Here is a 13,068-nt window from a genome sequence, read left to right as displayed (position 1 = left end):
AAAGCAATGATTCTAATGAATCATTGCTTTTTTGATTGTCTATTTGAATTTTATAGTGTCATCATTGAACATCCCAATTGAGTTTTTGATTTTCAAACTGTACACGCTATCACCTATTGGAACTATCATTGTATCATCTTTTGCATCTTCAAAAAATACGAGTTTATCTTTTTCTAGATTATAAGCAATCTTATTATCCAACCAAGTCATATATTTTTTAGACACTTTAAATCTTTTCAATACATTTTCATAACCTTTAATAGTAGATTCCATTATCAACTTATCATTCTTGTACAACCTTGAATTTCCAGTTTTAAAATCATACAAAGAATAGAAGACATCCTTATTATTCATCACAACATCAATCGGAAACTCATCTTCTGTCAAATCCCTACTGAAGATTTCCTTATCGTCCATATCTTTGACAGTTAATTTGTCCTTTTCATAATGCATATACATTACAGACTTATCGTTTTTGATTAATTTCCCAATCTTGCCAGTAGATTCAAATGCGCCATTATTATTCCTGAAAATCTCACATTCAAAGAATTTAATTGGAGAATCAGAACGCAAAACCATAGCATACACATTTTTATCCGATAACTTAGCATCACTAATATGCTCTGTTGATGTGAGATTTTTCATTCCATCATCACTTTTAATCATCAACTTAGAAGCAAAAGATTCATCTGATTTATAAAGGAGATAATCTTTCTTATCGACATCGTATATTCCGTATCCATCATCTAGTTGTACTAATTCGTCCTTGGAATCGTCGTAAATAAAGTTCTTGCCGTCTTTTAACACGACAATTTTATCTCCATACAATTTCTGAATAAACTCAGAGTTCTTTAACTTTTCTGTGTATTTGTTGTGAGAATCCATTTTTTTGATTCTGTCTACTTTTACGCTGGATTCTACGCCCTTGTACACTTCTTTTTTCCCACACGACACAAAAATCATCATACATAATGCAACCATCAAAAACTTCTTCATAAATTCCCTCCCATATTAATAAAATATTTCTACTAATATTTATTAATTAATATATACCCAGAATTTACAAAAAAACAATTAGCGTAAATTTTTATAAAACTTTTCGGTTTCTTTTACAGTTGGGAAATTAAACACAAGGTTTTTATTATCCTTAGTCTTAATCCAAATTGCTCTTGGATTGTCGTTATGAATGTACACATCACAGTTTCCAATTCCTTTTATTGAAAACTTTCCATAGGAATAGTGTTTCAATGATGTTCCATTTAACCTAACTCCATCTGTTTTGTTGATATCTTCGATTAGCTCAACTTTTTCGATTGATTTTTTGTCGATTACAGTAGTATAAATAGATTCAGTGATTGTGAGAGTGCTTGGCGTATTATCTACAGTATACGTTTTTGGTAAACTCATATTTATCATCAAAAATTCGATTGCAATCAATAATACAGCCGTCAATGCGTAGAGTATTTTGCCTGATAATTTTGCCCTGTTAAAAGTCATATTGCCATTTCTTACGCTAACATCTTCAACCATAAGCCTGTCATCTTTTGGATTGTAATAACCCCACGGATCGAAGAAATCTCCATTGTACAAGTCGCTATTAATCGCAGTTAAGTTTTTTGCTATGGTTTGATATTTAAAAAGAGCCAATATTATCGCTAACGTGTACAAAACAATGTATGAAAAAATCGGGAAAATTCTGTAAATATCTTTTGATGAGTAGTAAGCTACAACAAATCCCAAAACTATAAACATTATATATATCGCATACATCGTTTGTTGTACTTTTATGATGCTTTCTTCATTCAACTTTAAGTTTTCATCAGAATTAGTCGAATAAACTTTGGTGTTTTTCCTTCCCAAAAACCATCCCGTTAATATCGTACTTACACTCATTGCGACTTGCAACAAAATGTAGACGAAGAACATCTCACTGTTTTTGAAAAAAGCTACCAACAATACGATTTGAACTACCAGCGGAATTATCCAGGCTTTTAGTTTGATTTTCTTTTTTTCAATATCTCTTGAAGTCTTCAAATCATACGTCAAAATACTATTCTCAGTCGATATATTATTGTCCTTTTTGTATTGTCGTATTACTTTCATTGCGTTGTATTCGATAATATTTGCACTCACAAGATAAACAACTATTAAATTGTAATACACAAGCATTATCCAATCATAATCAAGCAACACAAGAAAAGATAAAACAATGCTCACCGCAAATAAAATATTCAATTTTTTCTTAGTTTTTCCCAGCAAATCGACGATGAATTCATCATCTTCATAACCTTTTGGAAAATTTGTATACAACATAAAAGTATCGTTTATTTTCAATGTATATATGTTCACTCTTCTTATGATGAACAAAATAAACACCAAACTAAAAAATAAAATAAATTGCAACATCATTTTATAATTTCCTCCACTATATTTTTAATATCCTTTTGTGATTTGCCACGAATTTTCGCTTCCATCAACAGTAGTTTCAATTCATCTTCAAATGAATTTCGTGAATAATCTTCGTCCACGCAAATCTTCGCCCCAACTCTTCTATCTATTACAATTATTTTTTCATCCTTCAAAATATTGTAAGCCTTGCTAATCGTCATAGGATTAATTCCCAAATCATTTGCAAATTGTCTAACAGAAGGAAGTTCGTCGCCATTTTGTAAATTGCCATTGGCAATTTCTCTAATAATCTCGTTTCGAATTTGAGTGTAAATCGGAACATCACTCGTCGTATTTATGTTAATCATTCTGTCCTCCTTGTATTAGTTATTATAATACAGATTAGACACAGAAGCAATATTTTTTCACAGAAAAAAAGAGCGCATCGAAATGCACTCTAAATCATTACTCGTATTTAGTAGTAAACCAATCATACTAAGAATATCATACGGAAAAAATTGATTTGATTTCAATTCGAGAAATCCGTTAAAAATTGCACTGTGTGAGTGAAACGAGTTTGCAATTTTAGGATTTTGAGATTTATAAATCAACAATTTTTGAAGTCTAGATATTCGTGTATGATGGTTTATCTACCAATAAATTTCTACTATAAAACTACATCGCACCGATTAATTTATTAAACGTATCATTGTCGATTTCCCACACTCCTTCGTATGGTTTTTCAATGTAGTATTTTTTGTTTTGATACAAATACAACGTCATTTTCTCGTCTTTTCCGTAGTAGATTTCCATTTTTCTAAAATCTTTTGTATTCGCAGGTGTGTCGTTGTTTGATTTTTTTCTGGTTGGTTTTGCTTTTTCTTTTATCAATTTAATTGTGTCTACAATATCTTTTTTCGAAGTGATAGATGCCGTTGGTCCTTCCTTGTTTTCTTCGATTTTTGTAACTGTGATTACTTGTGAATCATCTATATTTGGAAGTGTGATTGGATTTGCTTTTTTGCAAGATACCATCACCAACATCAACACCATAACTAACAATACTAATTTAAATTTGTTTTTCATAATTACCTCAATTCTAAAACTTGTTTTGATTTTTCTAATAATCTGTGCGCTTTTTCTTGCGGGGTGTCGTCATTCATCAACGCTCTTACGACTGCTATCCCACTTGCACCACTGTTCTTTAATACATCCATGTTATCCTCATTTAAACCGCCAATAGCGACAGTTTTTATGCTTATGCTATTGTTGATATCTCTTAAAGTTTCAACCGATGTTATTTTCGTTTTAACGTGGGTTTTTGTCGGATAAATTGCTCCAACTCCAAGATAATCTGCGCCTTCTTTTTCACATTGTATAGCTCTTTCAACACTTTTAGCAGTTGCGCCAATAATGTAATTATTTCCCAAAATTCTGCGCGCATCTTTTATTTCCATGTCTTCATCTCCAAGATGAACTCCTGCACACTCGCTTGCCAAGCAAACGTCAATTCTGTCGTCAATTAAAAGCGGCACATCAAACTTGTCACAAATTACCTTCACTTTTTTCGCCAAGTCTATGTATTCTCTTGTAGAGATGTTTTTCTCCCTTAGTTGTACCAATGTTACTCCACCTTTGAGAGATTCTTCAATTTTTGTTAAAAAATCTTCCTCATCTTTAACATTTGTCCTATCAGTAACCAAGTACAAGCTAAGATTCAACTTTTCTCGCATTTATATTCTCCTTTATTTGTTCCCATTTTATTTTGGATAAATTATCGTACAAACCGATTTTGAAAGAACTAAGTCCAACACTTTTATCCACCATTTCACAGCTAATATTCATCATACTAATTGCTAGAACACATGATTCTATCGATTGGGATACGCTAAGTGTACACGCTATCAAACTTCCCACAACACAACCTGTCGCAGTGATTTTTGAAAGCCTTTCATCGCCATTATTTAGCAGATAAATCTCATCTGAACACACAATATCCGTATGCCCTGTTGCCACAACCATTGAATGGTACTTTTCGTGCAAATTATTACAATAATTAATCACATCGTCTACTTCAAGCTTTCTTGAATCCACACCTTTTGTACTTAAATCTTTAATAACCAGTGATTTTATCTCGCTGTAATTTCCTTTTATACAAGTTATTGTGTATTTTTGCAAGATTTCTAACGTCAAATCCAACCTTAATCTTGACGCACTCACTCCAACCAAATCCAATGTAATTGGAATGTTGTTTTCATTTGCAATTCGTAGGGATTTTTTGATTGATTCTATTCTATAGTCCGTGATGTTTCCTAAATTTACCAACAGAGAATCAGAATTTTTCGTAACATCTTCGACTTCTCGTGGATTATCTGCCATAAACGGACTTTGGTTAACACTCAGAACTGCGTTTGCCATATCATTGATTGAAATCGCGTTCGTAAGGCAATGAATCAGATTATTACTGTTGTACAAATCAGAGTAAATCTCTGACATTTTTTGTATTAAATTATCCATTGATACTTTCCTTTAATTTATCTAGCATTTTATTTTTTTGCATAGCCTTTAAAAATGCGAATGCTACAGTCGCTCCCATTAATGTCGCAAGTACAAATGATGGTGTGTAGAAAAATAAAGTCAAATTGCTTTTTCCGAAGAAAAACTTCATAACAGGAACGCTTACAATCGATCCTATTATTCCTGTTCCAATAACTTCTCCAATACAAGCCATAATCAATTTGTTCGTTCTCTTATACAAAACTCCCGACAAAAACGCTCCAAACACAGCTCCAGTCAATGCTAACGGTGGAATTGCCATTAGTGACATTCTGATTATTCCAATCAATGTCGCACACAAAAGTGCATACCATGGTCCCAAAAATACCGCACACACTATATTAACAAAATGTTGTGTTGGACAAAATCCAACAACTCTCAAAATTGGAGATATCACAACTCCTATTGCGACAAATATTGAAAGCATTATCATTTTAATTAAAGTAGAATTTTTTCTTGTCATAAACCATCCATCCTTCACTACCTTATATATTACCATCAATCAATATTTCTTTACAATAAAAAATATAGCAAATTATTGCTTAAAATAATTCACTATATTTTCTGCTGCTTTTTCATTCATTCCATCAACTTCGCAAAGCTCTTCTACACTGGCTTTTTTTATTCTGTCAAGAGTTTTAAAATGTTTCATTAAAGCTTTTTTTCTTTTCTCTCCGATTAAGGCTATATTGTCCAATTCAGATTTCTTGAAGTTTTTCTCGTGCAGTTTTCTGTGATAATTGATGGCAAATCTGTGTGTTTCTTCTTGAATCGCAAACAACAACCTGTACAAAGGAGTGTTCACTTTCAACCTGATTTCGTCGTTTTCGTAAATTATTCCACGCGTCCTATGCTTATCGTCTTTTACAAGACCCAAAATCGGGATATCCAAGTTGAATTCGTTCAACACTTCTTTTGCGATGTTGACTTGACCTTTGCCACCATCCATCAAAATTATAGAAGGCATTTCATCAAAGCTGTTGTCTTTTTTATCAGAATCCAAAAGTCTTCTGAATCTTCTCGTCAACACTTCCCTGTGCGATGCATAATCATCGGCACCTTCTACAGTTTTTATTTTAAATTTACGATAATCTTTGGAAGATTTAGCCCCGTTTTTGAACACAATCATACTTCCCACAGAATCTACACCACTTGTGTTGGAAATATCGTAGCATTCAATTCTATCAATTGGTTTAACCCCTGTGATATCTTGTAAATCTAAGATTGCATTCTCACGATTACGTTCTCTTTTCAAATGTCTGGAGATGTATTTGTCCAGTCCTTCTTTTGCGTTTACTCTGACCATTTCCAAGAGGTCAGTCTTGTTACCACGTTTAGGAATTTTGATTTCGACCTTGGAACCTTTTTTCTCAGTTAGCATTTCTTCGATAAGCTCTCTGTCTTCGATTTCAATATCGGTTAGGATTTGTTTCGGAACGTAAGTCAAATCAATGTAGAATTGTTTGAAAAATTCTCCTACAATGTGTTCGTTTGATTCTTCGTATTTATTGTCGATAATAAAATGTTGTCTTTCAATAATTTTACCATTTCTCATGAAAAATACTTGAACGCATACAGTCTCCGCTTCTCTAGCCATGGATATCATATCCAAGTCCAATCCTTTGGTGTTGGTGATGTTTTGTTTTTCCAAAATCACTTGAATATTTGCGATAGAATCTCTGAGTTTCGCTGCCAATTCAAAGTTCAAATTCTTGGAGGCAGCCATCATTTTATCGGTCAATTTCTTAGTCAAGTCATCTTCACGACCATTCAAGAAATTTTCCACTTCTAACAATTCTTTGTTGTAATCTTCTTCGTTAACATCATAAACGCACATTCCGTCACAACGATTGATATAATAATTCAAACAAGGTCTCTTAAGCTTTTGACCCTTATCAAAATTCAAATTACACGTTCTGATTTTGTACGTTTCATGAATCAAATCTATAATATCATTAACTGCATAAGCATTAGGAAAAGGCCCAAAATACTTCGCCTTATCCTTCAAAACACGTCTAGTTTTCAAGACTCTTGGAAACTTTTCGTTCGTGATTTTGATGTATGGATATTGCTTATCGTCTCTTAAAACGATGTTGTATTTCGGGCTGTTTTTCTTGATTAAGTTTGATTCCAGAACCAAAGCTTCACATTCATTATTCACGATAATATATTCAAAATATTCTACGTGACTTACCATTGCAGCGACCTTTGCGAGTTTTTTTGATGAATCAAAATATTGACCCACACGTCTTCTCAAATCAATCGCCTTGCCAACGTAGATTATCTCGTCATTCTTATCGTGCATAATGTACACGCCTGGTTTGTGAGGTACTTTTTGCAGTTCTTTTTTTATATCAAACATTTCTATATTGCTTTTGTTTGTTGTTCTAGATATTCTAAGTCAGATCCTTCCAAGTATGGTGATAATTTTTCGTAGCATTCCTTATTGTAATTGTTCAACCATTCTAATTCGAAAGGAAGTAATTTTTCTTTGATAATAGGTCTTGTGTCAATTGGACAAATAGACAATGATTCAAATCCCAAGAATTCTCCAAATTCAGATTCTCCAACTTTGATACAATGCATAATATTTTCGATTCTGATTCCGTGTGAACCTTCGATATAAATTCCTGGTTCGTCACTAGTAACCATTCCTTCATCCATGTCGATATCATTATTTACGGACGAAATTCTTTGTGGTCCTTCGTGAACACCAAGGTAGAATCCCACACCGTGACCTGTGCCGTGTCTGAAATCCAACATTTCTTGCCAAATAGGTCTTCTTGCAATTGGATCTAAGCTCGATGATTTTGTTCCTTTAGGGAAGATTGTAGTCATCAAATTGATGTGTGATTTTAATGTTAAAGTATAGTGTAGTTTTTCATCATCAGTCAATTCACCAAGAGCAACCGTACGAGTAATATCAGTAGTTCCATCCAAATATTGCGCACCACTATCAACCAAGTACAATCCCTTCGGTTGTAAAGTGACTGGATGATCAACTGATGGTTCGTAATGAGGAAGTGCCGCATTTTCTCCATATGCAGATATAGTACCGAAACTTAAATCCATGAACAAATCGCCTTGTTCTCTGAAATATCTCAACTTATCCGCTGCACTCATTTCAGTAACATTTCCAGTTGGAGTTCCTGTTTCTACCCAATTGAAAAACTTAACCAACGCAACACCGTCTTTGATGTAAGCATTTTTTTGATTTTCGATTTCTGTTTCATTCTTGTGAGCCTTCATCAAAGTTGTAGGTTGAATTCCTTTTGAAATTCTAATATTTGAATTAATTGAATTGTAAATTCTTACATTTGTCTTAGAAGGATCCAAGAACAAAACGCTTTTTCCTGGAAGCTCACTCAAATCTTCGAAGACTTTTTCGTAAGATTTTACAGTAACACCTTGTTCTTTCAACAATTCAATCAAATCATCTTCGATTTTTTCATCTTCAATGTACAAATTAGCAAAATCTTTTCCAACCAACGCATAACTTATGATAACAGGATTGTACAATACATCGTTACCTCTAATATTGTAAAGGTAGCAAATATCATCCAAAGAGCCTATAAAATTGTAATCACAATCGTTAGAATCCATAAAGTATCTTAGCTCTTTTAATTTTGTCTTAGTATCTTTGCCACAATATTTTTCATCAAATGCATAAGCCTTTGAATTTGGTTTTTCTGGACGATCTTCCCAGATATCACCAACAAAATCCACATCAGTGATTATCATTCTATCGCCAAGATTTTCCAACCATTGATAATAATCATTGTAGTCCAAAGTAAGACCATCGACTCCTATTTTTCCACATTCGCCGACATTTTCATTCAAATATTCAATTAAAGTTGGAACCCCAGGTTCACCCATCTTCATCAATTCTACAGTAGACCCTTCAAGTTCCTTAGCAGCTTGAATAAAATATCTTCCATCAGTAAACAAAGCCGCTTTTTTCTTCAAAATTACAGCAGTTCCTGCACTACCACTAAATCCAGTAATATATTTTCTAGTCTTATAATAATCTGCTAAATATTCAGATGTATGAGGATCGCTCGATAATACAACATAAGCATCGATATTTCTTTCACTCATTTTTTTTCTTAGCTTTTCTAATCTTTCTGTAATCATAAATTACCTCCTCGTAGTTATAACAATTATATCATAAAATATAACGATGTTTATTTTCACGCTAACAAAAAAACTAGGTAAATTAATACCTAGTTTGTAAATTATGCTAATAAAAAAACCAAAACCAATTAGCACAAATATCTGTCTCCCAAAATAAACAAATTCAAAGCTTATGAAGCTAAAATCTCAAACTCGTGCTACGCACTCAAACAATGAGATTTTTTAACGCTTCATTTCGCTAGAATTTGTAATTATTTTTTACGAATGATATTCTTAGCTAATACGGTTTTGATTTATATTCTAATATATTACCAATCCCTTTAACTGGTTTTTGATACTTATATGTGTTTTTATTTTAAACGTTAAATCTAAAATGAACTACATCTCCATCTTGCATCAAATATTCCTTGCCTTCCAATCTCATAAGTCCTTTTTCTCTGACTGCAGGCATAGATTTTAATTCGATCAAATCATCGTAATTTACGATTTCTGCTCTGATGAATCCTCTTTGAATGTCTGTGTGGATTTTACCAGCTGCTTGTACTGCAGGAGTATTTTTCTTGATAGTCCATGCACGAGTTTCATCTTCACCAGTTGTCAAGAAGCTCATAAGTCCAAGCAAATCGTAACTTTGTGTAATCAAATCATCAATTCCTGATTTTTCAAGTCCAATTGCTTCCAAAAATTCCTTCTTGTCTTCTTCGCTATCCAACGCAGAAATTTCCGATTCGATTTGCGCAGAGATTACAACTACTTTTGCATCTTCTGATTTGGCAAAATCTTTAACTTTTTGAACCATTTCGTTGTTTTCGTAAGCATCTGCTACTTCGTCTTCACTAACATTGCACACGTAAATTATTGGCTTTACACTCAAAAGATTGAAGCTTCTCATAAGTTTCATTTCATCTTCGTCCAAATCCAAGATTCTGATAGATTTTCCTTCTGATAAAACGTCGTAGATTTTTTCAAGAAGATCTACTTCTTCTTTCAAATCCTTATTACCTTTCAAAGCTTTTCTAGATTTTTCTAATCTTCTTTCAACCATTTCCAAATCAGACAAAATAAGTTCGTAGTTGATAGTGTCGATATCTCTAAGAGGATCCACTGATCCATCAACGTGAACTATATTTTCGTCTTCAAAACATCTTAGAACTTCAACAATAGCATCGGATTCTCTAATGTTTTCCAAAAATTTATTTCCTAAACCTTCTCCCTTACTTGCGCCTTTTACAAGACCTGCAATGTCGTAAAATTCGATAGTCGCTGGAATAACTTTCTTGGAATTAAAAAGTTCTGCTAATTTATACACTCTTTCATCAGGAACATTTACAAGTCCGATGTTAGGATCTATCGTACAGAATGGATAATTCGCCATTTCTGCACCTGCTTTTGTTATCGCATTAAAAAGTGTGGACTTTCCTACATTTGGAAGCCCCACAATACCTAATTTCATATCATTCACTCCTTTTAACTAACTCAAATTTTACCATATACCATATTTTTTGTAAATTATACGCATTCAAAAAAGAGCTCTTTTCAGAGCTCTAATTTAAAAATTATTTAGTTTGGCATTTTTGATAATCTTTGGATAGTTTTTGTAGGAATAGTTCATGTCTACTCCGCCTTCTCCAGTATCTGGAACGCCTTTTATTTTTGATTTATTTGTAAATTGCCACATTCCATAATCAGGTGTGAAACAGTTAGGACTTGTAACGTGCCAATGTGCAATCCAAATATCGTAATCTTTCAATCTTTCTCTTTCAAATTGATTGTTAATCCAAGATCCCGAGCTGTACAATCCTGTGTAGTATCCATTCTTTTCAAGAATACTCATAAAGGCAATCGCCATATCTGTTTTTGTTTTTGTTGGAATTCTACGTTGTGAAGGATCTTCGAAGTCCAAATATACTGGGTATTCAAATTGTTTTTTGCCCAATATTTTCAAGTATCTTACAGCTTCTTCCTTAGCTTCTTCAACATTTACAGCGTATGAATACCAATATGCTCCAACGTTTAATCCAGCTGCTTTTGCATTTCTGTAGTTTTGTTGGAATTTTGGATCTTCACCACTGTATCCGGAACCTGCTTTTAGTATTACAAAATCCATTCCGTTTTGCTTAGCTAATTTCATATTTACATTGCGGTTGAATTTTGAAAGGTCTGCTCCTTGTTGAAATACTAATCTGTATTTGTTAGGATTAAACATTCCAAAATCATCAATTTTTGCATATCCTTTAAATCCATTTATATCCAATTGCATCCATCCATTATTTAAAATATTTATAACTTGCATAACTGTTGAAGTGTTGATATCTCTTACAGATTTTGCAGAACTATTTGCAGCATTGTAAAGTTTTGTTGAGTGTTTTGCAACCACGAAATCGTGCAAACCTATCGCTTTATCTTCTTCGATAATATCTGATTGATCTTTTACAACTGGTGGCTTTGGTTGTGGTTTTGCTTGTGGTTTTTTAACTGGCTTTGCTAATACATTTTTTACTGTGCCATAAACATTATTGTCTATAGTTCTATATCCACCAACAATATATACATCCTTGATCGACTTTTTGAAGTTATTCAAGAATGCTATGACACTTGTGTCTAGTTTACTTCTTGAACTCAATAAAATCGGTGCATTTAATTTTTGAGCCAATGGACTTATAGCAAGTGCATCTGCAAAATCTTCACCACTTGCGATGAACACTTTGTCCTTGTTCATAGAATTAGCCACTTTTACAGATCCATCGTATCTGTTTCTGCCACTAATTCTACTAACATTTTTGCCAGTGACTGATTGAATATATCTAACTGTAGCTGATGAGATGGATTGTCCTCCACCAACAACTGTCACTTTTCCTATACTAGATTTATTTCTAAGTAAATAATCTCTTGTTTGTCTGGACAAAGTTTTTCCAGAACTCAACAAAATCTTAGCGTTATTTGAATAAGCGTAAGAAGATGCGTAAAGTGGGTCACTGAAGTTTTCTCCACTTGCAATAACTACGTTCTTTTTCTTGCTCATAGCTGCAACCTTTGCGCTAGTTTCGTATCTGTCTCTTCCGGCAATTCTAGTAACTTTATTTGAGTATTTCTTTAATATGTTTTCAATTCCAGAACTAATTGATTGCTGACCACCAAGAAGATACACTTCTACAGGATTAAGCCTTTGAATTTCATTTCTTGTAGCTGTTGGAAGAGAATCTTTTTCTGTGTACAAAATAGAATATTTTCCATCAGACAAAGTCGTTGCACTCAATGCATCGGCGTATTTTTGTGCATTAACAACAATAACCTTCTTAGCATTAGTGAATTGTTCTCTTGAAATTTGTGCAGCAGATTCGTATCTGTTTTGACCTGCAATTCTAGAAGGAATGATTTGTCCAGAAGAATTTAATGCTTTTACTTCTTCATCTTGCGCTTTTTTGTCATCAATTTCTTCAGAAACTTGTTCTTCTGAATTTTCCTTTGATACAGATTTCTCAGTTTTAATAGGCGAATCTTCTAAGACTTCTTCTGTATCTTTTATATCTGATTTTTCAGATACAACTTCTTTTTCAGTTTCTTCTTCATCTTTTGTAGACTCTGAAGCTTCTTTTTTTTCTGATTTTTCCTTAATATCTTTATTTAAATCTGTAGATTTTAAATCTTCATGATTCAAATCACCATTTTCCTTTTTTTCATTTTGTAAGTTGTCTACGTTAGCGTATCCCAATTTAGCTTTCTTAGTCAACTTACTTTGATTATGTGTGCTAATTGATGTATATTTGGCACTAAGCTCGTTTTCTACATCTTTCTTATCGTTTTCTGTTTGAGCCATAGATCCTGTTGAAATCATTAATGACACAGACAATGCTACAAACGATACCTTAGCAATATCTTTTAAGTTCTTCATAGATACAACCTCCTAATATACATACATAATAACATAAAAAGTTACAAAATGGTATCAATTTTGATAATTGTTGACATTCAAAACGAATTAATAAAATT

At 32.9% G+C, this 13,068-nt stretch carries 11 protein-coding genes; all 11 read right to left on the bottom strand.

Annotated elements, in window-relative coordinates; genetic code table 11:
* Positions 1 to 39: 39 nt before the first annotated feature.
* The 11 genes from GKG00_RS04315 to GKG00_RS04265 all read right to left on the bottom strand — a co-directional run bounded on the left by GKG00_RS04315 (position 40) and on the right by GKG00_RS04265 (position 12,970).
* Positions 40 to 996, bottom strand: a complete 957-nt coding sequence (locus GKG00_RS04315; protein WP_154254428.1) for a hypothetical protein — start codon at positions 994 to 996, stop codon at positions 40 to 42.
* Positions 997 to 1,074: 78 nt separating this feature from the next.
* Complete coding sequence (locus tag GKG00_RS04310; protein WP_154254427.1) at positions 1,075 to 2,409, bottom strand: PH domain-containing protein; 1,335 nt, start codon at positions 2,407 to 2,409, stop codon at positions 1,075 to 1,077.
* Positions 2,406 to 2,756, bottom strand: a complete 351-nt coding sequence (locus GKG00_RS04305; RefSeq protein WP_012290369.1) for a GntR family transcriptional regulator — start codon at positions 2,754 to 2,756, stop codon at positions 2,406 to 2,408. The genes GKG00_RS04310 and GKG00_RS04305 overlap by 4 nt, the downstream gene beginning before the upstream one ends.
* Before the next feature lie 307 nt (positions 2,757 to 3,063).
* Positions 3,064 to 3,474 (bottom strand): DUF5301 domain-containing protein, encoded by a 411-nt coding sequence (locus GKG00_RS04300; protein WP_154254426.1) that lies wholly within the window; start codon positions 3,472 to 3,474, stop codon positions 3,064 to 3,066.
* A gap of 2 nt (positions 3,475 to 3,476) precedes the next feature.
* Positions 3,477 to 4,121, bottom strand: coding sequence for a thiamine phosphate synthase (thiE, locus tag GKG00_RS04295; protein ID WP_154254425.1), 645 nt, complete (start codon positions 4,119 to 4,121; stop codon positions 3,477 to 3,479).
* Positions 4,099 to 4,905 carry a hydroxyethylthiazole kinase gene (gene thiM, locus GKG00_RS04290; protein WP_154254423.1) on the bottom strand — a complete coding sequence of 269 codons (807 nt, stop codon included), beginning with the start codon at positions 4,903 to 4,905 and terminating at the stop codon, positions 4,099 to 4,101. Before thiM ends, thiE begins: the two co-directional genes overlap by 23 nt.
* On the bottom strand, positions 4,898 to 5,407 hold the full coding sequence (thiW, locus tag GKG00_RS04285; protein ID WP_094203323.1) for an energy coupling factor transporter S component ThiW: 510 nt from the start codon (positions 5,405 to 5,407) through the stop codon (positions 4,898 to 4,900). Before thiW ends, thiM begins: the two co-directional genes overlap by 8 nt.
* A 72-nt stretch (positions 5,408 to 5,479) precedes the next feature.
* Entirely contained in the window at positions 5,480 to 7,306 is a 1,827-nt protein-coding gene (gene uvrC / locus GKG00_RS04280; protein ID WP_154254422.1) for an excinuclease ABC subunit UvrC, read from the bottom strand.
* 2 nt (positions 7,307 to 7,308) lie between these two features.
* Positions 7,309 to 9,078, bottom strand: coding sequence for an aminopeptidase P family protein (locus GKG00_RS04275; RefSeq protein WP_154254421.1), 1,770 nt, complete (start codon positions 9,076 to 9,078; stop codon positions 7,309 to 7,311).
* A gap of 355 nt (positions 9,079 to 9,433) precedes the next feature.
* Positions 9,434 to 10,531, bottom strand: a complete 1,098-nt coding sequence (gene ychF, locus GKG00_RS04270; protein WP_154254420.1) for a redox-regulated ATPase YchF — start codon at positions 10,529 to 10,531, stop codon at positions 9,434 to 9,436.
* A 96-nt stretch (positions 10,532 to 10,627) separates the two neighbouring features.
* On the bottom strand, positions 10,628 to 12,970 hold the full coding sequence (locus GKG00_RS04265) for a cell wall-binding repeat-containing protein (RefSeq protein WP_154254419.1): 2,343 nt from the start codon (positions 12,968 to 12,970) through the stop codon (positions 10,628 to 10,630).
* Positions 12,971 to 13,068 lie beyond the last annotated feature (98 nt).

The organism is Finegoldia sp. BIOML-A1, from assembly GCF_009678325.1.
Lineage (GTDB): Bacteria > Bacillota > Clostridia > Tissierellales > Peptoniphilaceae > Finegoldia > Finegoldia magna.
This window is presented reverse-complemented; position numbering and strand designations above follow the sequence as displayed.

What these genes read in the sequence shown, in the direction of transcription:
- GKG00_RS04315 (WP_154254428.1), bottom strand. Translation starts at nt 996, where the DNA reads ATGAAGAAGTTTTTGATGGTTGCATTATGTATGATGATTTTTGTGTCG.
- GKG00_RS04310 (WP_154254427.1), bottom strand. Translation starts at nt 2,409, where the DNA reads ATGATGTTGCAATTTATTTTATTTTTTAGTTTGGTGTTTATTTTGTTC.
- GKG00_RS04305 (WP_012290369.1), bottom strand. Translation starts at nt 2,756, where the DNA reads ATGATTAACATAAATACGACGAGTGATGTTCCGATTTACACTCAAATT.
- GKG00_RS04300 (WP_154254426.1), bottom strand. Translation starts at nt 3,474, where the DNA reads ATGAAAAACAAATTTAAATTAGTATTGTTAGTTATGGTGTTGATGTTG.
- thiE (WP_154254425.1), bottom strand. Translation starts at nt 4,121, where the DNA reads ATGCGAGAAAAGTTGAATCTTAGCTTGTACTTGGTTACTGATAGGACA.
- thiM (WP_154254423.1), bottom strand. Translation starts at nt 4,905, where the DNA reads ATGGATAATTTAATACAAAAAATGTCAGAGATTTACTCTGATTTGTAC.
- thiW (WP_094203323.1), bottom strand. Translation starts at nt 5,407, where the DNA reads ATGACAAGAAAAAATTCTACTTTAATTAAAATGATAATGCTTTCAATA.
- uvrC (WP_154254422.1), bottom strand. Translation starts at nt 7,306, where the DNA reads ATGTTTGATATAAAAAAAGAACTGCAAAAAGTACCTCACAAACCAGGC.
- GKG00_RS04275 (WP_154254421.1), bottom strand. Translation starts at nt 9,078, where the DNA reads ATGATTACAGAAAGATTAGAAAAGCTAAGAAAAAAAATGAGTGAAAGA.
- ychF (WP_154254420.1), bottom strand. Translation starts at nt 10,531, where the DNA reads ATGAAATTAGGTATTGTGGGGCTTCCAAATGTAGGAAAGTCCACACTT.
- GKG00_RS04265 (WP_154254419.1), bottom strand. Translation starts at nt 12,970, where the DNA reads ATGAAGAACTTAAAAGATATTGCTAAGGTATCGTTTGTAGCATTGTCT.